20 protein-coding genes are annotated in these 25377 nt (G+C 72.5%); 11 read left to right on the forward strand and 9 right to left on the reverse strand.

The annotated features are described in order from the left end of the window. Positions 1-30: 30 nt before the first annotated feature. The 3 genes from WME85_RS39365 to WME85_RS39375 all read left to right on the forward strand — a co-directional run bounded on the left by WME85_RS39365 (position 31) and on the right by WME85_RS39375 (position 3826). Positions 31-657 carry a glutathione S-transferase family protein gene (locus WME85_RS39365; RefSeq protein ID WP_437828570.1) on the forward strand — a complete coding sequence of 209 codons (627 nt, stop codon included), beginning with the start codon at positions 31-33 and terminating at the stop codon, positions 655-657. 260 nt (positions 658-917) lie between these two features. Next, positions 918-3053, forward strand: coding sequence for an ABC-F family ATP-binding cassette domain-containing protein (locus tag WME85_RS39370; protein ID WP_437828572.1), 2136 nt, complete (start codon positions 918-920; stop codon positions 3051-3053). Further along, on the forward strand, positions 3050-3826 hold the full coding sequence (locus tag WME85_RS39375; protein ID WP_437828573.1) for a glutaredoxin family protein: 777 nt from the start codon (positions 3050-3052) through the stop codon (positions 3824-3826). Before WME85_RS39370 ends, WME85_RS39375 begins: the two co-directional genes overlap by 4 nt. Here WME85_RS39375 and WME85_RS39380 read toward each other — a convergent pair. Beyond that, positions 3794-4423: a TetR/AcrR family transcriptional regulator gene (locus WME85_RS39380; protein ID WP_437828576.1), complete on the reverse strand. Its 630-nt coding sequence runs from the start codon at positions 4421-4423 to the stop codon at positions 3794-3796. The two genes, WME85_RS39375 and WME85_RS39380, sit on opposite strands and share 33 nt — an antisense overlap. A 462-nt stretch (positions 4424-4885) precedes the next feature. On the opposite strand from WME85_RS39380, the gene WME85_RS39385 reads away from it, so the two are divergent. Both WME85_RS39385 and WME85_RS39390 read left to right on the forward strand, forming a co-directional pair. Next, a complete protein-coding gene (locus WME85_RS39385) occupies positions 4886-5491 on the forward strand; it encodes a hypothetical protein (RefSeq protein WP_437828578.1) in 606 nt (201 codons plus the stop codon). After that, positions 5488-7131, forward strand: coding sequence for a M23 family metallopeptidase (locus WME85_RS39390; protein WP_437828581.1), 1644 nt, complete (start codon positions 5488-5490; stop codon positions 7129-7131). The genes WME85_RS39385 and WME85_RS39390 overlap by 4 nt, the downstream gene beginning before the upstream one ends. Before the next feature lie 100 nt (positions 7132-7231). Here the strand turns inward: WME85_RS39390 and WME85_RS39395 are convergent, their stop codons facing one another. Next, positions 7232-8029 (reverse strand): leucine-rich repeat domain-containing protein, encoded by a 798-nt coding sequence (locus tag WME85_RS39395; protein WP_437828584.1) that lies wholly within the window; start codon positions 8027-8029, stop codon positions 7232-7234. Positions 8030-8168: 139 nt separating this feature from the next. On the opposite strand from WME85_RS39395, the gene WME85_RS39400 reads away from it, so the two are divergent. After that, complete coding sequence (locus tag WME85_RS39400; protein WP_437828587.1) at positions 8169-8837, forward strand: HAD family hydrolase; 669 nt, start codon at positions 8169-8171, stop codon at positions 8835-8837. A 21-nt stretch (positions 8838-8858) separates the two neighbouring features. On the opposite strand, the gene WME85_RS39405 is transcribed toward WME85_RS39400, so the two are convergent. After that, entirely contained in the window at positions 8859-9329 is a 471-nt protein-coding gene (locus WME85_RS39405) for a ferritin-like domain-containing protein (RefSeq protein ID WP_437828590.1), read from the reverse strand. Between the two features lie 467 nt (positions 9330-9796). After that, the gene (locus tag WME85_RS39410; protein WP_436621381.1) at positions 9797-10015 is read right to left on the reverse strand and encodes a hypothetical protein; all 219 of its coding nucleotides are present in this window, start codon (positions 10013-10015) and stop codon (positions 9797-9799) included. 446 nt (positions 10016-10461) lie between these two features. Here WME85_RS39410 and WME85_RS39415 point away from each other — a divergent pair, with 446 nt between their 5' ends. Continuing rightward, positions 10462-11004 (forward strand): DUF4833 domain-containing protein, encoded by a 543-nt coding sequence (locus WME85_RS39415; protein ID WP_437828593.1) that lies wholly within the window; start codon positions 10462-10464, stop codon positions 11002-11004. A gap of 94 nt (positions 11005-11098) precedes the next feature. On the opposite strand, the gene prs is transcribed toward WME85_RS39415, so the two are convergent. From prs to WME85_RS39430, 3 genes are read right to left on the reverse strand one after another with little or no spacing between them, the layout of a single operon-like run. Next, positions 11099-12022, reverse strand: a complete 924-nt coding sequence (prs, locus tag WME85_RS39420) for a ribose-phosphate diphosphokinase (protein ID WP_437828596.1) — start codon at positions 12020-12022, stop codon at positions 11099-11101. Next, the gene (locus tag WME85_RS39425) at positions 12019-14166 is read right to left on the reverse strand and encodes a class I SAM-dependent methyltransferase (protein ID WP_437828599.1); all 2148 of its coding nucleotides are present in this window, start codon (positions 14164-14166) and stop codon (positions 12019-12021) included. Before WME85_RS39425 ends, prs begins: the two co-directional genes overlap by 4 nt. Continuing rightward, entirely contained in the window at positions 14166-15194 is a 1029-nt protein-coding gene (locus tag WME85_RS39430; protein WP_437828602.1) for a LolA family protein, read from the reverse strand. The genes WME85_RS39425 and WME85_RS39430 overlap by 1 nt, the downstream gene beginning before the upstream one ends. 478 nt (positions 15195-15672) lie before the next feature. On the opposite strand from WME85_RS39430, the gene WME85_RS39435 reads away from it, so the two are divergent. The 4 genes from WME85_RS39435 (at position 15673) to WME85_RS39450 (ending at position 20532) form a co-directional block, all read left to right on the forward strand. Continuing rightward, positions 15673-16947 (forward strand): SpoIIE family protein phosphatase, encoded by a 1275-nt coding sequence (locus WME85_RS39435; RefSeq protein ID WP_437828605.1) that lies wholly within the window; start codon positions 15673-15675, stop codon positions 16945-16947. A 171-nt stretch (positions 16948-17118) separates the two neighbouring features. Beyond that, on the forward strand, positions 17119-19494 hold the full coding sequence (gene purL, locus WME85_RS39440) for a phosphoribosylformylglycinamidine synthase subunit PurL (protein ID WP_437828608.1): 2376 nt from the start codon (positions 17119-17121) through the stop codon (positions 19492-19494). A 112-nt stretch (positions 19495-19606) separates the two neighbouring features. Next, positions 19607-20017 (forward strand): response regulator, encoded by a 411-nt coding sequence (locus WME85_RS39445; protein WP_437828611.1) that lies wholly within the window; start codon positions 19607-19609, stop codon positions 20015-20017. After that, positions 20014-20532 carry a nuclear transport factor 2 family protein gene (locus WME85_RS39450; protein ID WP_437304192.1) on the forward strand — a complete coding sequence of 173 codons (519 nt, stop codon included), beginning with the start codon at positions 20014-20016 and terminating at the stop codon, positions 20530-20532. The genes WME85_RS39445 and WME85_RS39450 overlap by 4 nt, the downstream gene beginning before the upstream one ends. Before the next feature lie 57 nt (positions 20533-20589). Here WME85_RS39450 and WME85_RS39455 read toward each other — a convergent pair whose 3' ends face one another. Both WME85_RS39455 and WME85_RS39460 read right to left on the reverse strand, forming a co-directional pair. After that, positions 20590-22794 (reverse strand): ATP-binding protein, encoded by a 2205-nt coding sequence (locus WME85_RS39455; RefSeq protein WP_437828613.1) that lies wholly within the window; start codon positions 22792-22794, stop codon positions 20590-20592. 1427 nt (positions 22795-24221) lie between these two features. Next, entirely contained in the window at positions 24222-25364 is a 1143-nt protein-coding gene (locus WME85_RS39460) for an aminopeptidase (protein ID WP_437828616.1), read from the reverse strand. Positions 25365-25377 lie beyond the last annotated feature (13 nt).

A 25377-nucleotide genomic window follows, 5' to 3' on the forward strand; every position in this document is an offset into this window, starting at 1 on the left:
CCACTACAAGGGGCGCCGGAGGCTAACCGCATGTCCATCACGTTCTATTACGCTCCGCAGTCCAGCGCCGGGCGCGTCCGCGTCTCTCTCGCCGAGCTCGACGTCCCCTACGAGTCCGTCCGGCTCGACCTGCGCGCCGGCGACCAGAAGAAGCCGGACTTCCTCGCCATCAACCCCAATGGCAAGGTGCCGACCCTGGTGATCGACGGCACCCCGATGTTCGAGTCGGTGGCAATCCAGATCGCGCTCGGCGAGCGCTACGGCGTCCAGAAGGGCCTGTGGCCGGCCCCCGGCACGCCCGAGCAGCTCGTGGCCCTGACCTGGCTCGTCTGGGGCCAGGTCAGCCTCACCGGCGCCCTGTTCCGCTACATGGGGAACACGAGCGAGTATTTCCCCAAGGAGATGCACAACGAGAAGCAGGCCGAGCAGAGCCTGGCCGAGATCCATGACCTGCTCCGCATCCTCGACAGCCGCCTCGACGGCCGCCCGTATGTCACCGGCGAGCGCTGTACCCTGGCGGATCTCGACCTCGCCTCCGTGCTCGGCTGGGGCCTGCCGGCGGCCAAGATCGACTTCTCCGAGCGGAAGAACCTGAAGGGCTGGCTCGGCCGCATCGCGGAGCGCCCGGCCTTCAAGGCGGCGATGACCGAGACCTGAGCCCGAGAGCGCACCTCGCTCGCCCGCGCGGGCGAGGCGCCCCTCGTCCCCGCCTTCACAGCCAGGACCGACCGCCGTCCACGTGGCAGTCCACGTGATCAGGCCCCCGCGCCCTGCGCGACCCACGCGCCCTGCGCGACCCACGCGCCCTGCGCGACCCAGGCCGGCGCCCCGGGCGCCCGGGGCCGCGCCCCCGGGTGCCCGGGCCCTCGCCCCGGGCGCCCTTGCGCGCGCCCGACCCATGCTAGAACTCGGCCGCGATGACGGTCCTCCAGGTCGCCGACCTCAGCTTCGGTTACGGCGCCGACAAGCTCTTCCAGGGCATCACCTTCTCCCTGGAGCACGGCCAGCGCGCCGCGCTCGTCGCGCCGAACGGCGCCGGCAAATCGACGCTGCTCCGCCTCGTCGCCCGGGAGCTCACCCCCGACACGGGCTCGGTCGTGATCCGCAAGGGCATCCGGGTCGCCTACTTCCGGCAGTCGCACGAGCTCCAGGCCGAGGGCACGGTGCTGGACGCCTTTCTCTCCGGGTTCGCCGAGGTGCTCGAGCTGCGCCACGCCCTCACCGCCGCGCAGCACGACGCCGCCAGCGGCAGCGAGGCCGACCTCGCCCGGCTCAGCGACCTCACCGACCGCTACCACATCGCCGGCGGCGACGACCTCGAGCGCCGCGTCGAGATCATCGCGGCCCACCTCGGGTTCACGCCCGCCGACATGGACCGCCCCGTCGCGAGCCTGTCCGGCGGCGAGCGCGGCCGCCTCCAGCTCGGCGTCGTGCTCGCCATCGAGCCCGACCTCCTCCTGCTCGACGAGCCCACGAACCACCTCGACATCGAGACCATCACCTGGCTCGAGAAGCACCTCGCCGGCCTCGGCGGCGCGCTCCTCTGCGTCTCGCACGACCGCGCCTTCCTCGACGCCGTCTGCCCGAACACGATGGAGCTCGGCCACCGCAGCTTCCGGGTCTACCCGCTCAAGTACAGCGATTACGCGGTCGCCCGTGAGGAGGACCTCGCCCGCGAGCGGGAGCTCGCCGAGCGGCAGGAGGCGTTCGTCGCCAAGACCGAGGACTTCATCCGGCGCAACATCGCCGGCCAGAAGACGAAGCAGGCCCAGAGCCGGCGCAAGATGCTCGAGAAGCTCGAGACGATCGACCGGCCCGAGGACGTCTGGGCGACCGCCGAGAAGGTCCGCTTCCGGTTCGCGCCCGCCCCGCGCAGCGGGGACATCGTGCTCGACGCGCGCGGGCTCGGCGCCGCCCGCGGCGGGCGCACGCTCTTCTCGGGCGTCGAGCTCCTGATCCGGCGCGGGGACCGCGTCGGCGTCGTCGGCCCCAACGGGACCGGCAAGTCGACGCTGCTCAAGCTGCTGGCCGGCGCGGGCGCGCCCGAAGACGCCGGCGACGTGCGCCGCGGGACGAACCTCTGCCAGGGCTACTTCGACCAGCACCTCGGCTCGCTCGACCCGGCCCGGACCGCGGTCGAGGAGATCCGCAGCGTCCGCGCCGACATGAACGTCGACGCCACGCGCCAGTACCTCTCGCGCTTCCGCTTCTACGGGGACGACGCGCTCCGGAAGGTCCAGGGCTTCTCGGGCGGCGAGCGCAGCCGGCTCGCGCTCGCGAAGCTGCTCCTCGAGCCGCGCAACCTGCTCTTCCTCGACGAGCCGACGAACCACCTCGACATCCCCGCGGCCGAGATCCTCGAGGAGGCGCTCACGGGCTTCGAGGGCACGGTGCTGCTCGTCTCGCACGACCGGCGGTTCCTCGAGCGGGTGACGACGCGCATCGTCGCCGTGCGCGAGGGGCGCGTGGACGTCTACCCCGGCGGCTTCCGCGACTACCGCGACAACCTCGAGAAGCTCGCGGCCGAGGCGGCGGCGCGCGAGGCTTCGGCGCGCGAGGCGGAGCGCGGCGATGCGAGCGGGCGCGGGCGCGGCGCGAGCGCGCGCGCCGCGAGCGGGCGCGGGGCGCCGGAGCCGCGCGACGAGCGGCGGGGCGCGGCGGCCGACGCGGCCGGCGCGGCCGATCGAAGCGCGAAGCCGGCGCGCGCCGTGCGCCGGAGCGGCGCGACGATGCCGCCGCCCGCCGACGACGCGGGCGCGGGGGACGCGGCGGCGCGCCGGCGGGCGTTCGAGAGCGACAAGGCGACCGCGCGGGCCGCCGAGCGGAAGCGCAAGCGGATCAAGGAGCTCGAGGCGGAGATCGCCGCCGGCGAGTCGCAGCTCGCGGAGATGCGCGAGGAGCTGAAGAAGGACCCCGGCGGCGACTGGGCGAAGCTCGCGGAGGCGGCGCGCAAGGAGCAGGCGCTCGCGAAGCGCGTCGACGCGGCGATGACCGAGTGGATGGCGCTCAGCGAGGAGCTCGGGGCCTCGGCGACCGCGGGAGGCGAGGCGTGACCCGCGCGGCGGCCCCCGGCGTCGTCGGCCGCGCCCGCCTCGCGGCGGCGCTGCTGGCGCTCGCCGCGGCCGCGCTCGCCCCGTCGGCGTGCAGGGAGAAGCGCGACGACGGCACCGCCCCGGCGCCGGCCGTCGCCGAGCTGCCGCCGCTCGAGCTGCGCGACGACACGGCGAACCTGATGCTCACGTGGATCGACGAGAAGGGCGACACCCACGTCGAGCTCCACCCCGCCGACGTGCCGGCCGAGGGCCGCGCGCTCGTGCGCGCCATGCTCTCGGACCGGGCGGAGGGCACGCGCGACGCCTTCTACGTCGCGGATCTGACGCAGAAGCGCCCGGACGGCACCTATGCGGTCCGGACGATGCCGCGGCGGGAGTGGGAGTCGCTGCTGGAGAAGCGGCGCGCCGAGCACATCGCGAAGACGGCGCCCCCGCCCCCGGCGGCGCCGGGCCCCGGCGGCTCCGCGGGCGCCGGCGGGCCGGCCGCCCCGAGCAACCTCGGCGGCGTCACGGTGATCATCTACGGCGCCTCGTGGTGCAAGCCCTGCCACCAGGCCGCGGACTACCTGCGCGCGAAGGGCGTCGCCGCGGTGGTCAAGGACATCGAGGAGGACCCGGCCGCGGCCGCCGAGATGCAGGACAAGCTCGCGAAGAGCCACCAGCGCGGCGGCAGCATCCCGATCATCGACGTCCGCGGGCAGATCCTCGTCGGGTTCAGCGCGGGCGCGCTCGATCAGGCGCTAGCGCGGGCGGCGCGCGGCACCACGCTCTGACACGACGGCGGGCGCCCCGCCCTCGGAGCGGGCGCGCAGGCCGTCGATGAACAGCGCGACGAGGCGAGGGATGCGGCTGGCCGCGTCCGGGCTCTGCGCCGCCGCGAGCGAGATCGCGGTCACCATGCACACGACGTCCTCGAACTCCACGTCGCTCCGGATCTCGCCGGCGCCCTGCGCGCGCGCGAGGAGCCGCTGCCCCTCCTCCGTCGCCGCCTGGCAGCCCGGCGAGCCGCTCTGGAGGACGACGCCGAACGACGCCGCGAGGCCGCGGTACCTGCCCGCGTTGCGCACGAGCTCCTCGAAGAACACGCGGAGCGCCTCGGCCGGCGCCGCGGACTCGCCCATGGAGCGGCTCTTGTCCGTGAGCGCGAGCAGGCACTCGTCGCACGCGGCCGCGAGGAGCGCGTCGCGCGTCGGGAAGTGGCGGTAGAGCGTGCCGATGCCCACCTGCGCGCGCCTCGCGACGTCCTCCAGCGACGCGTCCGCGCCCCGCTCGGAGAACACGGCCTCCGCCGCCGCGAGCAGCTTGCCGCGGTTCCGCTGGGCGTCGGCGCGGAGCCCGCGCTGGGGCGCTTCGTCACCAGGATTCCTCACGGCGTTCGCCATCGCTTGCGACCTGTAGGCTACCTCGGCGTCCAGGCCGAGGCATCCGCCGATTTCAAGGAGGCGGGGAGGCGCCGGGGTCGACGAGGCGCGCGCTCGCGGGCGCTGGCTGCGCTTCGCCAGCTCGACCGACAGCCCCGCTCGCGAGCTCGCAGGGACAAGGCGCTCGAGGTACCGACGTGACGTCGGCAACACGAGATACGCTCTGCGCGTCGCGCGCAACCTGACGAGAGCCGAAACGCCGAGACGCCGACATTCACAAGCGATCTGTCAGCGCCCGCACCCCGGACGGCGCAGCGTGGGCTCTCCTGACGCATCCGCTCGTGGAGGCTTCGCGCAGAGCGTCAAGTCGTCCCGGTCACACCACGGCGACATCTCGCATGCGCCCCATCATCTCTTGGTCTGGGGTCCATTTTTTCGACTACAATCGAGGGTCCCCATTCGGGAGGGCCCATGCGCGGCGTGCCCACGGCTGTTCTCGCCATCCTCTCTGCTGTGATCGCCGCGTGCGACCAGACCGCTCCCCCCTCCGAGACTCCGCGCGATCAGGCGGCCGCCCTTTCAGCGGCCGCGGCGGTGGCCCCGGTGATCACGACGGTCACCTGGCCCAAAGCCGCCTCGATCGACCGGAGCGCGCTCGCGGCGCTCCCGAAGACGGCGTTCCACGCCGCCAGGACCTCGCAGGTGCCCGTGCTCGTGCCGTCCCGCCGCGAGCTCCTCTCGGCCCCGGTGATCGTGGCCAAGGAGCACTGGACTTCGTTCTGGGCAAGGACGGAGACGCTCACGGTCTCGCTCACGATGACCCGGCTTTCCCGCAAATATCCGAGCATTCCCCCCGCCCGCGGCGCGCACTCCGTGCGCGGCAAGCCGGCGTTCATCACCGCGAACGAGGGCATCTGGACCGCCTCCTGGCTCGAGAACGGCGTCTCGTACGCGCTCGACGTCGAGTGCGCGGCGCCGGAGTCGCCGGCGTGCGCCTCGGACGCGCTCGTCCGCGAGCTCGCCGCCGAGCTCGTGTACGTGGGCGGCGCCGGCGCGCAGGCGGGCGACAGGCCATGAGCGCGCCGCCCCGCCCTCCGCGCCCCCGCGTCGCCGCGGCGGCCGCGCTGGCCACGACGGCCGCGCTCGCGCTGCTGCCGCGCCCGGCCTCGGCCGATCCGTTCGCGTACCACCCGGCCGGCGAGCTCGCTCCAGGCTCCGGCGAGGGGCGCGCCGACGACGTCGTGTACGCGCCCTCCATGCGCTTTCCCCTCGAGGAGGGCCCCGCGTTCGCCAACTCCCAGGTGTACAGCAAAGGCGGGAGCGCGGGCCCCGCTGGCGGCCAGTGCGACGCGGACAACTACGCCTATCCGTGGCGCGACAACTACTGTGAGTCGCGGTCGTGGGACATGCCGCTCTGCCCCTCCGGCGCGGGGCACCAGGGGCAGGACGTCCGGCCGCCGACGTGCGAGGCGGGGAAGCACTGGGTCGTCGCGGTGGCGGACGGCACCATCACCAGCGTCGGCGGCTACTCGGTGTACCTCACCGGCGAGGACGGGACCCGCTACGACTACCTGCACATGTCCAATGTCCAGGTCTCGCCGGGACAGGACGTGTCGCGCGGAGAGCGCATCGGGAAGGTGTCCAACGTCTTCGGCGACACGCCCACGACGATTCACCTGCACTTCAACGTGCGGCAGTCCCTGAGCGGCGTCGGCATGGTCTACGTGCCGCCGTACACCTCGCTCGTCGCCGCGTACCGGGCGCTCCTCAACGAGCCGCCCGAGGGCGCGCTGGAAGCGGCGGGCTGCGCCGGGATCACGGGCTGGGCCCGCGACCCTGATGCGGAGGGCGCGCCGGGCGGCGCGCGGCTCTACTTCGACGCCGCGGCGACCGACGCGGGCGCCGAGGGCTACACGTTCCCCGCGGACCGGCACCGGGACGACCTCTGCGCGCCGCTCGGCTCGTGCGCGCACGGCTTCGCGGCGCCGATGCCGCTCAGCCTGCTCGGGGGCGAGCACGCGGTCCGCGCGTACGGGGTCGACGCGCTGAGCGGCGACGAGGTCGAGCTCGAGGGGAGCCCGAAGGCGCTCTCGTGCCCGCTCGAGCTGCCGGACGGCGTGAGGCGGCCGCTCGGCGGGGCCGAGGCGCTGGACGCGTGGGGGTTCTCGCGGTTCTGGGACGTCGCCAGCGCGCCGGACGCGGCGCTCGCGGCGCTGCCCGAGGGCGACGCTTTCCCGCCGTCGCCGGTGCTCGTGCGCGGCGACGACGGCGCGGCCTCCCTGTGGCTCGTCGACGGCGCCGCGCGGCGGGCCGTGCCGGACGAGGAGGCCGCCGCCGCGTGGCGGCTCGATCCGGACGGGGCCGCCGTGTGGCCGGCCGCGCGGCTGGCGGCGCTCCCGCTCGGGCCGGCGCTCCCGCCGCGCCCGTTCCTGGCGCAGGGCTCCGGGCCGGCGCTCTACGTCATCGACACGCCGCCCCCGCCGCGGGGCGAAGGCGGCGGCGCGGGCGCCGGCGGGGCCGGCGGGGCCGGCGGCGCGGGCGGCGCGGCGGAGGAAGACGAGCCGTACATGAACGGCCGCATCCACGGGCAGATGCGCTGCGAGTGCGGGGCCGCCGGCGCGGGCAGCGCGGGCGGGGCACCGGCGGGCTGGCAGCTCGGGTTCCTGGCGGCGGTGGCGCTCGGCGCGGCGCGGAGGCGGCGGCGCGGAGCCTCGTAGCGCTGTCCATCGAGCAGGGAGGCGGGAAGGAGCGCCGGTGTTCTTCTCGCCTTCCCGTGAGCCCTCCGCGGGCGACGGCGCCTCGCGTTGCCCGGCCTCGTCAGCCCTCGTGGATCTTGATCCCGGGGATGGTCCGGAGCGGGCTCGCGTCGTCGACCCGCGAGCCCTCGAGGTAGACGTTCTTCAGGCTCTTGAGCTCCCGGAGCGGCGACACGTCGCTCACGCGCGTCCGCTTCATCTGCAGCATCTCGAGCTTCTTCAGGCCGGCGAGCGGGCTCAGATCGGTCACCTCGGTCTCGTCGATCTGGAGCTCGGTCAGGTTGGTGAGGCCGGCGAGCGGGGAGAGGTCGGTCACGGGCGTGCGGCCGATGTCGAGCCGGTCGAGCTTGACGAGGCCGGCGAGCGGGGAGAGGTCCTTGACCAGGGTCGCCGAGACGCGCAGCGACTCGAGCCGGAGCAGCCCCTTGATCGGGCGGAGGTCGTCGATCTTGCCCGGCGGCAGGTAGAGCCCTTTGACGCCCGTGAGCTCGGAGAAGATGCACGGATCGAGCTCGTCGAGCCCCTGGGCGTCGGACAGGTTCATCGTCTTGATGTTCTTGAGGTCGGCGCGCGCGATCGGCCCCTCGGGCTTCTGGAGCTGCTGCCGCACCCTCGCCTCGAGCGCAGGATGAGAGAAGGTCACCGGGTCGCTCTTGCTGGTGCACACGACCTCTTGCCGCTTCGGCGGCGCGCTGGCCACGGCCGCCGGGCTCGCGGCGGCGGGCGCGGAGGCGGGCGCCTGCGCGGCAGGAGCGGCCGAGGCCGCGGCGGCGGCGGGCTTCTGGGGCTCGTCGCAGCCCGCGAGGCCCATGAGAGAGGAGGCGAGGCCAAGGGAGGCAAGGACCAGAGGACGATTCATCGCGTCGATGATACACGAGGCAGCGGAAGAAGAACCACCGGCTGCAAAGGACCCTCATGGTTCGAGTCGCTGACGTCAGACAGGTCCTCGCCCGGGTGGCCGTCGCGGCAGCCGCGCGCGCAGCGGAGCCCGAGAGAACATGGATCAATTCAGAGCGTTAATCTTCGACATGGACGGAGTCATCATCGACACGGAGCCGCTGCACGCCGAGGCGAAGCGGATCACGTTCGAGAGATACGGGATATCGGTGCCTGAGCGCCTTTATGTGGAGTTCCGGGGGCGCTCCGACCTCGACATGGTCGAGCATGTCGTGAGGGAGCTCGCCGGCGGCGCGCTGTCGGCCGCGGAGGTCGTGGGCCACAAGCACGAGGTGTTCAGGACGCTCCACGAGAAGATAGCGCCCATCGAGGGAGCGCTGGAGTTCATCCGTCTGGCGCGGCGCCGCTTCGACAGGCTCGCGCTCGCGACCTCCGCGACGAAGAAGAACCAGGAGTTCGCGTTCGACAGGTTCGGCCTGCGCCCGTTCTTCGATGTCGTCGTGACCGCCGAGGAGATCAGCCGGACCAAGCCTCACCCCGAGCCGTACCAGAAGACGGCGGAGAGGCTGGGGCTGAGCCCGGGCGCGTGCCTCGTGATCGAGGACTCGAAGAACGGCGTCCTGTCGGCCCGGGCGGCGGGCTGCGCCGTGGTGGCGATCACGACGTCGTTCAGCCGCGAGGAGCTGAAGGAGGCGAGCCCCGACTTCACGGTGGGCAGCTTCGTCGAGCTGGCCGCGCTGCTCGAGCTCGACGCGCGAACCGTCACGTAGCCATGTAGACGCGCGCGCCTGTCACAGCGGCAGGAGCAGCAGCCCTTGCCGGGAGTCGAGCTGCTCCGAGAACCAGTCCCGGTGACGCCGCTCCACCGCGAGCGACTGCCGCAGGACGTCGCGCGCGCGGTCGGACAGGCCATCTCGGGACGCGAGCATCCGCTCATAAGCAGCGCAGCTATCCTCCTCGCAATGCCTCATCGCCTCCAGGATGGCGCGGTCGCCGACGATCCCGTTCGTCAGCGCCCTGCTCTTCAGCCTGGGTCGGACGGCGCTCTCCGCGGGCGGGTCGCCGAGCTCGTGGGCGATGGCGGAGAGCTCCTCGAGGTGGCGTTCGTGGTCTTTCAGGAAGCTCGCGAGCCGGCTCTTGTCGCCTGGGCGGCTCATCCGCGCGAGCGCCGCTGCCAGCGCGTCCACCGCGGACCAATTGAGCTCGATCAGTTCAGTCAAAGACCCGATGAACGCGGCCTCGCCGCCGATCACGGACGCCATGGAATATCGCTCCTCTCGCCGCGGAAGCTGGACCGCCCGCGAAGAGGGTGGTGGGCGGCAGCTTCTCCAGGTCTTCGACGCTCGCAAGCCCGATGCCGGAGCCGGCCTGTGCAGCGGAGTTCCAACGCGGCGCGCGGGCCGTCCAGGAAGCTCGCGCCTTTCCCGGCTTGCGGTCCCCGCCGCGCCGCCGGCGCCCCGCTCCCGGGGGCGCGAGCGCGCGGGCGCTGCGAAGGCCCGACCCAGGTGGAGGCTGCGGCCGCGCGGCGCGAGCCGGGTCAAGTCGGTACGTCGGGTACGTGGAGCGAGCGCCGCGGGCGCGGGCTGCCTGCTTGCGCCGGGCGAGACCCGATGCCAGGACGCGTCCTGGACAGGAGCGCGGCTGCGCGCCGAGGCCTCGTCGTCGACGTCAGGAGAGGTGGAGGTGGTCGGTGGAAGAGCGCGAATTCCGCGCGGCGCGGGAGGCGATGCTACTTCTTGCCGAAGAGGCCGCCCAGGGAGCCAGCGAGGCTGCCGACGTCCAGGTTGGCGATGGCGGGAGCCGCCGCGCCGAGCGCTGTGTCGACGTGGGCGGCGAGCGGCGCGGGGAGCTTCTCTTTCAGGAAATTGACCACCGTCTCCACGGCCACGCGGGCCTTGTCCTCCGAGACGCCAACCTTCTCTGCGACCTGTCGTACCAGCTCATCCATGGCCTCGACGCTCATCCTTTCTGCGCGAGCCGCGCTTCGGGGAGAGCATCCACGCGCCGATCCGCGCGGGCAAGGGAATTCAGCGCCGCGCGCTCGATGACGTGGTCCCTCGTGCCGGGCGCGGCGGGTAGCGCCCCACGGCGGAGGCCGCTGTTCCTTGGAGCGGGCGCCGCTCTGCTCGGAAGATTGAGCCGCCAAGACGCCAAGAGCGCCAAGAGCGCCAAGGGAGGAGAGAGAAAGAGACGAGAGATTCTCTTCCCCTCGCCTGGCGTCCTTGGTGCCTTGGCGGTTCAATCCTCTTCCTTTCCCTTGACGTGCCACGCAGCTGGTGGCGCGTGCCAAGCGCTCTCGAATGAGCGGGGGCAGGGCTCGCGCCAGCGCAGGGTGTCTCGCAGCATCCGCCGGCTTGTCACGGCTCCTTCAGTGCGCACGAGCAGTATGCGCGTATGCTGACGTGCAGATCATCGATCGCGGCGTGCGTGGCCCTCTCGCTCATCGCGGTGCCCGCCCGGGCGGATGCTCCCTTGCGCTTCGGGCCATCCGACGTGCGGTCCGCCTTCTTCATCGCGAAGAGCGAGAATCGGAATCAGGTGCACTACGCCGTGCGGCTCGATTCGAATTGCATGCCTTACGGCGAACGTCCCGTCTTTCCCTACTGGCGGGAGCTCGAGCGCGTGCCCGACACGACGTCGCGGCTCACCGCGCTCGAGGAGCCGGCGTACGGCATCGCGCACCAGGACGTCACGTCGCGGGAGGGGACCGGCATCGTGCGCTTCGCGCTGCGCGCGCTGCCGTCGCGCCCGCTCGTGATCGAGACGACGCGACGCGACGGCGGGTGCAAGGCCGTCGCGTCGCTCCAGATCGCGGGGGTGAACGCGCAGCTCAGGCGCGTGTTCGTGCACCTGAAGTGGCCGTTCGGGATCGACCATATCGTCCTCTCGGGCGCGGCCGAGGGCGGACGCGCCGTCACGGAGAAGTTGAAGCCGTGAGCGCGGTGAGCGCGCGAGGCGTCGCCGGCGTCCCGAGCGGACCCATGGACGAGCCTCATTGATGCGACACTGGAAACGCCCTCGCGGAGGTGCTCTATGTCTCCCGCTCGAGCGCGCGCACCAGCAGCGGCGCCACCGAGTGCAGGGCTCCGGGCGTGTCGGCGAGCTGCTGGCTTCCCGGGTGCGAGTCGGTGCCGAGCAGCGTCGTGAACACGCCGGCCTTCCTGATCTTCTCGAGCGAGTCGCCCGGCAGGACGAGGTGGCTGGTGACGGCGTGGACCTTCGACGCCCCGGCGGCGAGGTAGGCGCGCCCCGCCTGGACGAGCGATGAGCCGGTGCGGACCATGTCGTCGTAGATGACGACCTCGCGGCCGGAGACATCGGCGTTGATGCCGGTCACGCCGACGCCGTCCCCCCGCCGCTCCTTGTAGACGAACGCCGGCTCGACGCCGAGGCCGCGGGCGAGGCTCTGCACCCACTTGGCGCGGCCGGCGTCCGTCGCCGCGAGCACGTAGGGCCGGTCGCCCATCAGCTCGCGCACCGCCTGCGTGATGAGCGGCGCGCCGTAGAGATGGCGCGTCACGTGCGAGTCGCTGAAATAGAACTCGATGCCGTCGGTGTGCAGATCGAAGAGGAAGATGCGCGTGCCCGCGTCGCACGCCGGGATCGCCGAGATGAGCCGCGCCCGCGTCTTCGCCGTCACCACCTCGCCCGGCTTCACGGCCCGCTCCATGGTCGCGTATCCGAAATACGGCATCACGATGGAGAGCGACCGGGCGCCGGCGCGCGAGATGGCGCAGCCGAGGTCGTAGATCTCCAGCCAGTCGAGGTCCTGAGGGGCGCCGCCGAGCAGGACCACGTCGCGCCCCCAGCAGTCGACCGCGACGCGCAGGTAGCGCTCGCCGTCCGGAAAGCTCTTGCGCTCGACCAGGCCGGGCTCGAAATCGCCCGCGGCCAGGAAAGCAGGCTCCAGGTACGCGTACGACCGGATCGTGATGAGCACACGGCGCTGGCTCATCGGGCACCTCGGCGGGACGACCGCGCCGGCGTGGCAGGCCCCCTGCGCGCGCCTCCAGGCTTCGCGGACCTCGCGGCCGGCGCGCCCTTCGAGGTCCTCGCGGCCAGCGCGCCCTTTGCCGCCGCCGCGCCCTTCGCCGCCGCGGCCGGCGCGCCCTTCGGCGTCCTCGCGGCCGCCGCGCCCTTCGCCGCCGCGGCCGGCGCGCCCTTCGGCGTCCTCACGGCCGCCGCGCCCTTCGCCGCCGCCGCGCCCTTCGCCGCCGCCGCGCCCTTCGCCGCCGGCGCGTCCTTCGCCGCCGCCGCGGCCGCCGTGCCCACGCTGGCGAGGACGCTCTTCAGGTGGGACTCCGCGCCTGGCTCGCTCGGGAAATCCATGGGATCGGGGAGGTCTTTCATCTGCACGACGTCGCATCCTGCTTCACGCGCGGCCTCGTGCAAATGGCGCCGGAACTTCGCGCGCGCGATGCCGCGGTGGTTGGTGCAGGCGAGCAGCCTGCCGCCCGGGGCGAGCAGGCGGAACGCGAGCGCGGCGAGCGGGCCGAAGTCGCTCGCCGCGCTGAAGCGGCTCTTCTTCGTCGTCGCGAAGCTCGGCGGATCGAGCACGATCAGGTCGAACCGCTCGCCGGCCTGAGCGGCCGCCTTCAGCCACGGGAACACGTCGGCCTCGACGACGACGTGCGCCGCCGGGTCCGCGCCGACAGCGTCGAGGTTGTCGCGCGCCCAGGCGATCGCGCCCCGGGAGACGTCCACCGTGACGCTCGCGCGCGCGCCGCCCGCCACCGCCGCGACGGAGAAGCCGCCCGTGTAGGCGAAGAGGTTCAGCACCCGCGCGCCCCGGGAGAGCTCGCGCACCCGCCGCCGGTTCTCGCGCTGGTCGAGGAAGATGCCCGTCGAGAGCCCGTCGCCGAGCCGCACCTTGAACGGCAGGCCGTGCTCGATCACCGTGAAGTCGTCCGGGGCGCTCTCGCCCCTCACGGCGTGCCGCGGCGCGAACTCCTCGCGCCGCGCGTCGACGATGACGCTCGCGTGCTTCGGGCGCACCTTGACGTAGACGCCCCGCGCCCCGAGCCGGTGGGCCGCGTCGAGCACGACGTCCCGCGGCGGCGCGCCCGGCTCGCCCTCGCCTGCGCCGAACAGCGCCACGACGAGGTGCTCGCCGTAGAGGTCCACCGAGACGAAGGGGAGCCCGTCGCCCGCGCCGTGGACGAGCCGGAGCGCCGTCGTGTCGCCCGCGCGCGCGACGCCGTAGCGCCGCTCGGCGGCCTCCCGCATCGCGCGCTCGACGGCCGCGACGCCGCCCGCGTACGGATCCGCCGGCGCGGCCGCGAGCCACGCCTCGAAGGCGGCCGGCAGCTGCGATCGGAACGCCGCCGGCGCGCCGGTGGCCGGGTGCTCGAGGCGGAGCTCGGCGGCGTGCAGGAGCAGGCGTGGGGCCTCGACGCCGCCGTAGAGCGGATCGCCGGCGATGGGGAGGCCGATCGCGGCGAGCTGCACCCGGAGCTGGTGGGTGCGGCCGGTCTCGGGCCGGAGCTCGAGCAACGCGCGGTCGCCGCGACGCTCGAGCAGCCGGTAGTGCGTGATCGCCAGCGCGCCGCCCGCGCCCCGATCCTCTCGCTCCCTGCCCCGATCCTCTCGCCCCCTGCCCCGATCCTCTCGCCCCCTGCCCCGATCCTCTCGCCCCCTGCCCCGATCCTCTCGCCCCCTGCCCCGATCCTCTCGCCCCGCGCCGGCCTCCGCGATGGCGCGCATCGCGCCGCCGGGCGCCGGGACGAGCCGGTGCCGCAGCGTGCCGCGCGGCGCGCGATCGCCGAAGCCGGACACCGCGGCGACGTACGTCTTCTGCACGGTGCGCCCCTCGAACTGGCGCGCGAGGGCGGCGTTCGCCTCGCGGCGCCGCGTGAACAGCAGCACGCCCGAGGTGTCGCGGTCGAGCCGCTGGTGGATCCCGAGGTAGTCGTCAGCGTCGCCCCGGCCGCGCAGGAAGGCGCGGAGGCGCGTCACCACGTCGTCGATCCGGTCCGCCTCCGGCGCGTGCGTCGACAGGCCAGCGGGCTTGTCGACCACGATGAGATCCTCGTCCTCGGCGAGGATCCACTCCGGGTGGAAGTCGGGGAAGAGCTCCGAGAGCGCGAGTCGCGGGATCATCAATTCTGCTTGACGTCGGTGCCGGGCGGCGCCGTGAACTGGAACTCCGCGGGCTCGATCGACGCGGGCTGCGACGCGTTCTCGAAGTCGAACCGGTTCCGGTTGCCCTGCGCGTCGACGATGAGGACGCGGCGCACGACGCCCGGGTCCTTCTTCGCGAGGAGGGCCTTGTCGATATAGAACATCACGAGGTCGTAGTGAGGAGTCGGCGCCCGCGGCTTGCCCACGAGCACGGGGCCCCCCTCGAACTTCGCCTTCTCGTTGAAGGTGAACGTGAACGACGGCCGCAGGCCGTGGCCCATGAGGAACGAGAGGGCGCCCGGATACTCCGAGTTCTGCACGGGCGTCACGAACATCTGCCGGTCCTCGGCGACGTACACCTTGAGCGACACGCCGTCGGAGACGATGCGGTTCTGGCTCGGCGGATCGTAGCGAAACGAGATCTTGTCCGGCTTCTCGACCGAGATCGTGCCGCTCTGCTTCTTCACGGCGCCGGAGATCTTCTGCGTGTGCTCCTGCTTGAAGCGGGCGAAGTACGTCTTCTTGCCCACGAAGATCGTGTCGACCTCCGCCGCGATCGCCTCTGCGGAGCCTGCCTCCGCGGGCGGCACCGGGGGCGTCGCGCCCGCGCCGGTCGCGCCCGTCGCGGGCGCCGCCGGCGCGCCGGTCGACGCGCTCCCGCCGCCCGTCGCGCCCGCGCCGCCCGCGTCGAGCGCCGCCGTCGCGCCGCCCGCGTCCTTCGGCGGCTGCTGCCCCGCGTCGTTGGCGGCGAGCGCCCCCGCGTCGCGCCCTGCCGTCGCGCCGCCCGCGTCCGCGGCGGCCAGCGCGCCCGCGTCCTCCGGCGCCGCGGGGGCGCTCGCCGGCGGCGTCACCGGCGGCGCGGCGGACGAGGCAGGCGGCTCCGGCGACGCGGCGGAGGTCGCGGCCGAGGCGTCGGGCGCCGCGCCCGCGGGAGCGGGCGGCGCGTCGCAGGCCGCCGTGGCCAGGGCGACGGGCAGGGCGAGGGCGGCGAGGCGGAGGCGGATCATCGAAGAGCTCGCTTTCAAGGGAGTGTGCGTCGCGTGTTCTAGGACAGGTAGGGCCAAGGTGGTAGCGCCGACCTCCGCGGCCCTGCCCACCCGCGACGCCGCCCGCGTCGATGGCGATCTCGCCGCGTCGCCGGGGCGCTCTCGGCCGCCGGCGCTCCGAAAAGGCGCCGGCGCGCGCCGCAGCGAGAGAGCGCCGCGGCGAAGGACGCCCGCCTGACGGCGCGCCCAGCGCCGCATCCTCGACGGCGCGCCCAGCGCCGCAGCCCCGACGCCGCGCCCAGCGCCGCAGCCCCGACGCCGCGCCCAGCGCCGCAGCCCCGACGCCGCGCCCGGCGCCGGAGCGAGCCGGAACGATGAAGAACGCCCGCCCGATGGCGGGATCGACGCGATGCGCGCGGGGTGAGAAGTTCGCCGCGGACATCCCGGGCGAGACCATGTCTTGACCCCTATTTCCGCGTAGCCCAAACTCTCCGGCCGCATGCGCGTGGGCACTCCCTCCCTGATCGATGCGTCGTCGCTCATCCTGATCCTGGACGTGTCGCGCAAGCTCGCGGCGCCCTGCGATCTCACGGAGCTGCTCGAGCTCATCATCAAGACGGGGCGGGAGGTGATCGGCGCGGACCGCGGGAGCGTCTTCCTCTACGACGAGGAGGCCAAAGAGCTTTACTCGCGTGTGGCCACGGGCGAGACGCAGATCCGCGTCAGCATCGACAAGGGCATCGCCGGGGAGTGCGCGCGCAGGCGCCAGACCATCCTCGTCGACGATTGTTATGCCGACCCGCGCTTCAACCCGGAGATCGACCGCCGGACGGGATATCACACGAAATCCCTGATCACGGTGCCGCTCATCGGGCTCGACGACAAGCTCGTCGGCGTGCTGCAGATGCTGAATTCGGTCGTGGGCCACTTCGGCCCGGACGAGCGGGACGTGGCCGAGCTGCTCGCCGCGCAGGCGGCGGTCGCCGTGCAGCGCACGCTCCTGCTCGAGGAGCGGATGGTCAAGCTCAAGCTCGAGCACGACCTCACCATCGCGCGCGACATCCAGCAGAACATCCTGCTGCGGCGGCTGCCGCGCTGCCCCGGATACTCGCTGTCGGCGTTCAGCAAGCCGGCGGACGACACGGGCGGCGACATCTACGACGTCATCCGGCTCGACGAGCGCGTCGACGCGTCGCCGGTCCTCCTCCTGCTCGCGGACGCGGCCGGCCACGGCATCGGCCCCGCGCTCAGCGTGACGCAGTTCCGCGCGATGCTCCGCATCGGCCTGCGCCTCTCGGCCGACATGGACGCGCTCATGCACCACATCAACCAGCAGCTCCTCGAGGACCTGCCGAACGACCGCTTCATCACGGCGTTCCTCGGCATCCTCGACCCGGCCACGCACCAGCTCCGCTACCACGCGGCCGGGCAGGGGCCGCTGCTCCACTACCGGGCGGCCGAGGGCCAGGTCGTGTGGCGCGACCCGTCGACCGTCCCGCTCGGCATGTTCAAGGATCTCGACCTGCCCCCGACGCCGCCCCTCGTGATGGCGCCGGGCGACCTCCTCGTGCTGCTCACCGACGGCTTCTACGAGTACCAGGACGCCGCCGGCCAGGTGTTCGGCAAGGAGCGCGTCGGCGACCTCATCCACCGGCTGCACGCGCGGCCCACGTCCGACATCCTCGGCGCCCTCCTCGCCGAGGTCCGCCGCTTCGCCGGCTCGGCCAAGCAGATCGACGACCTCACGGCGCTGCTTGTCAAGAGAGACGCCTAGCCAGAGCGGGGCGCACCCGCACAGGAGACGGGTCCAGATCGGCGTTTTCGGCGCGCAGGCGTACTCCAGTACGCCGAGCACCGAGAACGTCGAGATGGGCCCGTATCCGAAGCGGGTGCGCCCCGCTCACCCGTTTCCCCTCCCCGCGTCCTTGCGCTAGCTAGGCCCGCGATGAGCGCTGCCACACCCGCAACCTCCCCCTCCTCTTTCCCCGGCGATCCGCCGGTCGACCTCGCGCTGGCGCAGGCGCACAAGCTCTCGGCGAGCGAGTGGGAGCGCGCGCGCGAGCGGCTCGGGCGGCAGCCGACGTTCACCGAGCTCGGGGTGCTCAGCGTCATGTGGAGCGAGCACTGCTCGTACAAGAGCTCGCGCGTGCACCTCGCCCGCCTGCCCACGACCGGCCCGCGCGTCATCCAGGGGCCCGGCGAGAACGCCGGCGTCGTCGACATCGGCGACGGGTTCGCGGCCGTCTTCAAGATGGAGTCGCACAACCACCCGTCGTACATCGAGCCCTACCAGGGCGCGGCCACCGGCGTCGGCGGCATCCTGCGCGACGTCTTCACCATGGGCGCGCGCCCCATCGCGAACCTCGACTCGCTCCGCTTCGGCCGGCCCGAGCACCCGCGCACGCCGCAGCTGCTGCGCGGCGTCGTCGCTGGCGTCGGCGGCTACGGCAACTGCATCGGCGTGCCGACCGTCGGCGGCGAGCTCTTCTTCGACCGCGCCTACGACGGCAACATCCTCGTCAACGCCTTCACCTGCGGCGTCGTCCGCGCCGACCGCATCTTCTACGGGCGCGCGAGCGGCGTCGGCAACAACGTGCTCTACGTCGGCGCCAAGACGGGGCGCGACGGCATCCACGGCGCGACCATGGCCTCCGACGAGTTCTCCGAGGGCGGCCCGAGCCAGCGGCCCACCGTGCAGGTCGGCGACCCCTTCATGGAGAAGCTCCTGCTCGAGGCGTGCCTCGAGATCTTCGCGGAGGACCTGCTCGTCGGCGTCCAGGACATGGGCGCCGCCGGGCTCACCTCGTCGTCGGTCGAGATGGCGGGCCGGAGCGGCAGCGGCCTCGACCTCAACCTCGACCTCGTCCCGCGGCGCGCCGCCCGGCTCACGCCCTACGAGATGCTCCTCAGCGAGTCGCAGGAGCGGATGCTCCTCGTCGCGAAGCCCGGGTGCGAGGCGCGCGTCATCGAGATCTGCACGAAGTGGGAGCTCGACGCGGCGATCATCGGCAAGGTGACCGACACGGGGCGCTGGGTCGTGCGCGCCACGCCCGGCTACGACCCGCTCGGCGGCGCGGCCGCCGGCGCCGCCGCCGCCACCGCCCGCAAACCGGTCGTCGTCTGCGACCTCCCCGTCGACTTCCTGACCGACGCGGCGCCGAAGTACGACCGCCCGCAGCGCGACGACGCCTCGCTGCCGGCGCGCCGGGCGTTCGACCCGCGCACCATCCCGGCGCCGCCCTCGTGGTCCGAGCTCTTCCTGGCGATGGCGGGCTCCCCGAACCTCGGCTCGCGCGCCTGGGTGTGGCGGCAGTACGACCAGATCGTGCGGGGCGGCACCGAGGTCCGGGCGGGCAGCGACGCCGCGGTGGTGCGCGTCCCCTGCGACAAGGACGGCCAGCGGTTCGAGAAGCTGCTCGCCTTCTCGAGCGACTGCAACGGCCGCCTCTGCGAGCTCGACCCGTTCCAGGGCGCGGCGATGGCCGTGGCCGAGGCGTGCCGCAACGTCGTGTGCGCGGGCGCGGAGCCGATCGGCCTCACCGACTGCCTCAACTTCGGCAACCCGGAGCGCCCCGAGATCATGCGGCAGTTCGCGCTCGCGATCGACGGCATGGCCGCGGCGTGCCGCGCCCTCTCCGTGCCCGTCGTGAGCGGCAACGTGTCGCTCTACAACGAGACCGACGGCCGCGCGATCCTGCCCACCCCGACGGTCGCCGTGGTCGGGCTCGTCGCGGACGCGGGCGACGTGCTGCGGGCCTCGTTCCCGGCCGCCGGCCTCACGGTGCTGCTGCTCGGCGACCCGCGCGGCGGCCCGCTCGGCGGCTCGGAGTACGTCGCGCGCCACACGGGCGACGTGAAGGGGCCGAGCCCCGCGCTCGACCTCGATCGCGAGGCGCGGCTCCAGGGGCTCTGCCTCGCGCTCGCGCGCTCGCGGCCGCGGCTCCTGCAGAGCGCGCACGACGTCTCGGACGGCGGGCTCGCGATCGCGCTCGGCGAGTGCTGCGCCGCCGCCAGCGACCCGGCGGCGATGGTGGGCGCCAGCGTGCGGCTGCCGGAAGGCGCGAGCGATGGGGCGCGCGAGGCGCTCGCCGAGGCGCTGTTCGGCGAGGCGCCGAGCCGCATCGTCGTGAGCGTCCGACCCGAGGACGCGGCGGAGGTCGCGCGGCGGGCCAGCGCCGCGGGCGTGCCCTGCGTCGAGCTCGGCGCGACCGGCGGCGACCGCCTCACGATCGAGGCGGGCGGCGACAAGGTGCTCGACGTCGAGCTCGGCGCGCTGCGCGACGCGCGCGATCGTTGCCTCGATCCGATCGTCGGGAGCTGACCTTCCTGCACATCAGGACCTGCCCCGGCGCTCCTCGGGGCAGGTCCCCACCGCGCCAGGCGCCGGCCATATTGCGATTGCGCGAGGCACCCGGAAAAGGGAACCTGTGTCCATGGCGCTCCGCAAAGCTGTGATCCTGCTGATCGATGACAGCGAGATCGATCGCACCATTTACGGGCGCTACCTGAGGGACTGGGCGGACGTCGAGGTCAAGCTGATCGAGGCGGCGACGGGCAAAGCCGCCCTCGAGGAGTGCAGGAAGAGCCCGCCCGATTGCATCATCCTCGATTACCGTCTCCCGGACATGGACGGCCTGGAGCTGCTCGAGAAGCTCAAGCGCATCACGGAAGCCCCGGTGATCTTCATCACGGGCCAGCCGGCCCCGATGATGCTGACGCGGGCCCAGTCGCTGGGCATTGCGGGCTATCTCTGGAAAGAGGTGCTCGGCTCCGCGCGGCTGCGCGAGACCATCCTGAGCGCCCTCAAGGTCTGCGCGCTCGCCGTCGTCGGCCTGCGCGCATGAAGCGCTGGCTCCCGCTCGGGCTCATCGCCGTCGGCGTCGTCCTCGCCGTCGTGGCGCTGCTGTTCTCGCCCTCCGACGAGGACCGGATCCGCGATCGCCTCACCCAGCTCGTGGAAGCCGTGCGCATCGACGACAGCGAGCGGAACCCGATCGTGCGCCACGGCCGCGTTCGCAAGGAGTTCGCCGAGATCTTCACGAAGGAGGCGAGCGCCAGCGTCGTCGAGATCGGCGACCGGCTCAGCGGCCGCGACGAGCTCGCGGCGGCCGCGACCCAGGCCGCGATCGTCTACCAGACCGCGGACGTGAGCCTCGACGACACGGAGATCAAGGTCGACCCGGCCGGCATGACCGCCGAGGTGACCGCCACCGCGACGGTCACCGGCGCCCGGCACGGACAGCCGGTCCGGCGCGACGAGCTCCCCGTGGCGCTCCGGCTGGAGAAGGTCGACGGCGACTGGAAGATCATCTCCGCCACCGTCAGCCCCAGGCGCGCGCCCGGCGACGACGCCCTCTGACGCCTCTGACGTTGCGCCGCGTGAGCCTGGGGCGACGCCGCGCGGCCTCGCCCGGGCTCACGCGTCCGTGAAGGGCGCCTCGGCGAGCGTGAAGTAGAACGTCGTGCCGCCGCCCGGCGGCGACTCCGCCCAGATCTTCCCCTTGTGCCGCTCGACGATCCGCTGGGTGATGGCGAGCCCCGAGCCGGTCCCCTCGCCGTACTGCGCCGCGGTCGAGAGCCGCTCGAACATCGTGAAGAGCCGGTGCCGCTCGTCCGGGGGGATGCCCACGCCGTTGTCCCTGACGTGGAAGATGGTGGGGATGGAGGTCTCATCGAAGCCCACCTCCACCCAGGGCTCGGGGCTCACGTTGTACTTGATGCCGTTCGAGATGAGGTTGGCCAGCACCTCGGCGATGCGGATGCGGTCGCAGACCACCCTGGGGAGCCGCCGCGGCGCGCGGATCGCGGCGCGGCGCAGCAGCAGCGTGCCCGCGAGCCGCCGCTCGACGTCCGCCAGCACGTCGTTCATGTCGACCTCTCCGAAGGAGAAGTCCACGTTGCCGACGCGGGAGTACTCGTAAAGGGAGTTGATGAGCTCCATCGTGGTCCCGGCGAGCTCGCCGATGCGCCGCAGGTTGCGCTGCGACTCGGACGAGAGGGCCGCCCCGTCGTCCTCGATCACGAAGGTCGAGAACGACTTGATCCCGCGGAGCGGCTCCTTGAGGTCGTGCGCCACGATGTACCCGAACTGCTCGAGCTCGGCGTTGCTGCGCTCGGCCGCGGCGCGCGCGCTCTTCTCCCGGACCACCTGCCGCGTGAGATCGAGCTCGATGAGCGCGCGCCGGAGCAGCTCGGCCGCCTCGATCTCGGCGGGCTTCCAGGCGATGGCGGTCTGCTCGACGACCTGCTTCCAGAGGGCGAACGAGCGCCGGGGGCCGAGCACCGCGCCCTCGGCCGAGCTCTCGACCGGCTTCTCGGGGTTTCCGCCCCAGTTCACCGTCTGGATCACCTCGGGCCGCAGCCAGACCACGTACCAGGGATCCGGCTCGGGGATGGAGATGCAGAGCACGCCGCTCGCCACGTCCTTGATGCTGGCGAGGGCGGGCTCGATCCTCGCGAGGCTCTCGGTGTGGAACACCGGATCATCCGCGACGTTGCGCCTGAGCCATGCGTGCAGGCTCCTGAGCTCCTCGGGCGCGGGCGAGAGCCCGAGCGCGCTCACCGTGTCTCCGTGGAAGAGGGCGACGCCCGACGCGTCCGCGAGCTGCATCAGCGCCCCGGCGCTCTCCGCGAGCCCGACCATGAGGTCTTCCCGGCCCGACACCGTCGCGACGACCTCGTCGGACAGGGCCTTGAGCTCCAGCTTCCGCCCCCTGTCCTCGAGCTTCTCCTTGGCCGCGAGCTGGATCGACAGGAACCTGCCGCAGAGCTCGCAGCCCTGCCGGATCTCGAACGACAGCGGCCTCGCCGCGCGGTGGTGGCAGGCGATGAGCCCCCAGAGGACGCCCTCGCGGATGAGCGAGACGCTCATCGAGGCGCCGACGCCCATGTTCTTGAGGTACTGGATGTGCATCGGCGAGACGCTCCGCAGCACGGAGAAGCTCAGGTCGATGGGCGCCTCCGGCTGCGGGACGATGTCCGACGGCTGATATCCGACGTCCGGGATGATACGGAGCCAGTTCCGGAGATAGAGCTCCCGCGCCTGCGGAGGGATGTCGGAGGCCGGGTAGCGCAGGCCGAGGTAAGGCTCGATATCCGCCTCCCTGGCCTCGGCGATGACCTCTCCGTTCCAGTCGCTGTCGAACCTGTAGATCATCACCCGGTCGTACCCGGTGAGGCGCCTGATCTCCTCGGCCGTCACCTCGCACGCGTCGAACAGGCCCCCTGCCGACTGGATCCGCTCGATCGCCGTGTGGATCACGCGGTACACGCTCGAGAACGACGTGTCGCCCGGCGTGCCCGCCGGCTCGAGCTCCACGATCAGCCGATCTCCCGCCCGGTGCGCGATCGCGTCGAACCACGCCGGCGCGCCGCCCGTCCTCGGGCTCACCTTGAGCGGGTTCATCGCCGATGGGTCCGGCGACCGGAGGATGGATTCGAGATCTCCGCCCGCCGCCGGCGCGACGACATCGAGCAGCGAGCGCCCGACGAGCCCCTCCGGCCCGCTCCCGAGCAGGGCGCCGACATTGCGGCTGGCGTGCCGGATGACGAGATCGCCGGGGGAGAGGGCGAGCAGCGCCCCGTGCGGCTGGATCCTGCCGGGGATGTGGATGGGCTCCACGGCGCAGTTCGTGAGGTCAACGCGTTGCCCAGGCCCACCGCGACGCTGCATCATGTCCTGCTCTCCAGCGACCATGACCCCTCGACGACGGTCCAGGACGGCGAGGAGGACACGGGTTCCCTATGACCCGCTGGTCGTTACTGTACTCCCGCGGCGAGGTCGAGCGGATCCACCTGCGCCTGGCCGGCGCCGCCACGCGGCGGCCGCCCGGATAGGGGCGCTCCCGACGCGGGCCGCGAAGGGCGGACGCGCTCATGCAGCGGTGCGCGCAAGAGAAAAAAAGAAAGGCCGGTCGGGAGAGCCCGCCGGCCTGGAGCCCGCTGGAGCGGACCCACCGGGGCCGCACAGGAGCGCCGGGGGAGGAGGGCTCCGCCGGCGGTACCCGAAGAGGCCCGCGGTCACAAAGGTGAAGACAGGAAAGTCAGGAAAGCGATGGCTATGAGAATGAGAAGCGCGATGAAGAAAGAATGAAGAGGAAGCGAAGACGAAGCGGAAGCCTAAGACAGTCCAAGAAGCCAGTCAAAGCGAAAGATCAAGAAGAAGCAAAGGAGGAAGCGCGGACAGGAATCGTAGGAGCAAGCTCAAGAGGTGAAGCGCGGAAAGCGGCGAACAAGCTCAAGCGGAAGCTGGTGACAAGCTGAAGCGAAGCATGAAGCTGGGTCGAACAGAGCCGAAGAACAGACAAGAGAAGCTCGGACCAAGATCGACAAGCTGATCACGATAAGCCAACTCGGCGGCGCGCGTCGCACGCGCCTCAACCATCCTCCTTAATCGCCTCGCAAGGCGTCTGTCATCGCGTGAACCGAAGCTCTCACCGGCGCCATGCGCCAAGTCAATCAATGAGCCCGACAGCAAGACCCATGGCATCCGGGTGGCGGCGGGGTAACGATCGCCCGGCGCAAGCGGCCGTCGATCACCTCGCTCGGCGCCCCCCAACGACCGGGGCTTGCACTGCGAACGGTGTGCCAGGGGCGCCGCGCCCGTCGAGTCTCCACGAAACATTTGGACCGACGAGAGCGACATCTGCTGGATACATTCAGCAATGGGCGGGCCAACGGTGAAACCGCCGCGAGTTCGGCGCCCGGAGCCCAAAAATCCGCAAAAACTTGCCCTCCGGCGCGAGCCGCGTCGCGTCAAAGAGCGACGCAATTCATACATTTCCGCAGGGACTGGTTCGATCCAGGGATGGGTTCAGATCCAGGACGCAATCCCTCCCTGGACATGAATGAGTCCATCTATCGAGGGGATCACCGCCCTGCGCCACACCGTGAGAGCGAACGATTGCGACGAGACGGCACGGCTCCAGCTCGGCGCCTCGCGGCGTGGAGCCCGGCGCCGGCGCGCGGCGCGCAGCGCGGCACGCATCCCGGCGCGCAGCGGGGCACGCGGCGCGCAGCGCAGCACGCACGGTTACGGCGCGGGCGGCGCTACCTGCAGCCGGCCTGGATCAACGGCTCCACCACCCTGCCGATGTTCTCCTGGGGCGCGGAGAACCGCTGGCCCTCGAGCTTCTTCAGCGCGCCCACGAACCGCGGCCAGCTGCCGCCGCAGGTCGCGAGCAGCGCGCTGAGCTCCTCGCTGCCCGAGTTGTAGACGCGGAACTGCACGAGCGCGGCGTTGTTGAGCGGGCGGCGCGCCCCGATGTCCGCCGCGAGCCGGGCGAGCACCGCCTGCTTCTCCGCCCGCTTCTCGGCGTCGGAGGCCGAGGACGCATAGAGCCGGTCGAGGTGGATGTAGGCGTCGTGCAGCGCGCGCGCCCGCGCCTCGCCTCGCTCCTGCTCCCTCATGTAGGACGTCTTCTCCGCCGAGAAAGGGCCCACCCGCTCGTCCAGGTAGACCTTGGCGAGCTCGTCCCCCACGAAGTTCGCGAGGCTCTCGTTCAACCTCGTCTGGCCCTTCACGTACAGCGTCGCGTGCAGCGACTCGTGCAGCACCACGTTGGCGAGGTCGCCGAGCGCGTCGTCCCCGCCCGAGATCATCGTGGAGAGGACCGGATCCTCCAGCCAGCCGAGCGTCGAATAGGCGCCGGCCGGGCGCACGTCCACGTCCCAGCCGGCCGCCTTGAGCGGCGCCGCGAACGCCCTGGCATCCTTGAGGTGGAACCACCCGAGGTAGGGCACCGTCCCGACGATGGGGAAGCTCCATGTCTTCGAGCGGAACCGGAGCGGCTCGCACGCGCTCACCACCCAGACGGCCGCCGGGCGCTCGAGCTCGACGTACGTCCTGTAGTTGCCCGTCGCCGTGAGCCCGTGGCGCTCCCCGAAGCGCTTGATGTGCGGGACCTCGCGCAGCAGGGCGCGCGTCCGCCACGATTTGCGCGCGTCGAAGGCGGCGTCCTTCAGCGACTCGGTCTTCCACGCCATCGAGAGCTGCCCGAGGCTCGCCTGCGCGACGTAGCGGACCTCGGTGCACCCGGAGAGCAGGGAGCAGAGCGCGATCGCGAAGAGCGCGGCGGCGGCGGTGGCCCCGCGCGCGGCGAGGAGGAGGAGGAGCAGGAGACCGCGATGGAGCGGCGCGGACCACGAGCGCGCGGCGCCGCGACGCGCGGTGGCCGGAAGCCTTTCGCTCATGCTCTAGCTGATA

Source organism: Sorangium sp. So ce1153, assembly GCF_051521595.1.
Lineage (GTDB): Bacteria > Myxococcota_A > Polyangia > Polyangiales > Polyangiaceae > Sorangium.

Excerpts from the sequence above, each read along its gene's own strand:
- WME85_RS39365 (WP_437828570.1), top strand. The coding sequence starts at position 31 with ATGTCCATCACGTTCTATTACGCTCCGCAGTCCAGCGCCGGGCGCGTC.
- WME85_RS39370 (WP_437828572.1), top strand. The coding sequence starts at position 918 with ATGACGGTCCTCCAGGTCGCCGACCTCAGCTTCGGTTACGGCGCCGAC.
- WME85_RS39385 (WP_437828578.1), top strand. The coding sequence starts at position 4,886 with ATGCGCGGCGTGCCCACGGCTGTTCTCGCCATCCTCTCTGCTGTGATC.
- WME85_RS39390 (WP_437828581.1), top strand. The coding sequence starts at position 5,488 with ATGAGCGCGCCGCCCCGCCCTCCGCGCCCCCGCGTCGCCGCGGCGGCC.
- WME85_RS39395 (WP_437828584.1), bottom strand. The coding sequence starts at position 8,029 with ATGAATCGTCCTCTGGTCCTTGCCTCCCTTGGCCTCGCCTCCTCTCTC.
- WME85_RS39400 (WP_437828587.1), top strand. The coding sequence starts at position 8,169 with ATGGATCAATTCAGAGCGTTAATCTTCGACATGGACGGAGTCATCATC.
- WME85_RS39405 (WP_437828590.1), bottom strand. The coding sequence starts at position 9,329 with ATGGCGTCCGTGATCGGCGGCGAGGCCGCGTTCATCGGGTCTTTGACT.
- WME85_RS39410 (WP_436621381.1), bottom strand. The coding sequence starts at position 10,015 with ATGGATGAGCTGGTACGACAGGTCGCAGAGAAGGTTGGCGTCTCGGAG.
- WME85_RS39415 (WP_437828593.1), top strand. The coding sequence starts at position 10,462 with ATGCTGACGTGCAGATCATCGATCGCGGCGTGCGTGGCCCTCTCGCTC.
- prs (WP_437828596.1), bottom strand. The coding sequence starts at position 12,022 with ATGAGCCAGCGCCGTGTGCTCATCACGATCCGGTCGTACGCGTACCTG.
- WME85_RS39425 (WP_437828599.1), bottom strand. The coding sequence starts at position 14,166 with ATGATCCCGCGACTCGCGCTCTCGGAGCTCTTCCCCGACTTCCACCCG.
- WME85_RS39430 (WP_437828602.1), bottom strand. The coding sequence starts at position 15,194 with ATGATCCGCCTCCGCCTCGCCGCCCTCGCCCTGCCCGTCGCCCTGGCC.
- WME85_RS39435 (WP_437828605.1), top strand. The coding sequence starts at position 15,673 with ATGCGCGTGGGCACTCCCTCCCTGATCGATGCGTCGTCGCTCATCCTG.
- purL (WP_437828608.1), top strand. The coding sequence starts at position 17,119 with ATGAGCGCTGCCACACCCGCAACCTCCCCCTCCTCTTTCCCCGGCGAT.
- WME85_RS39445 (WP_437828611.1), top strand. The coding sequence starts at position 19,607 with ATGGCGCTCCGCAAAGCTGTGATCCTGCTGATCGATGACAGCGAGATC.
- WME85_RS39450 (WP_437304192.1), top strand. The coding sequence starts at position 20,014 with ATGAAGCGCTGGCTCCCGCTCGGGCTCATCGCCGTCGGCGTCGTCCTC.
- WME85_RS39460 (WP_437828616.1), bottom strand. The coding sequence starts at position 25,364 with ATGAGCGAAAGGCTTCCGGCCACCGCGCGTCGCGGCGCCGCGCGCTCG.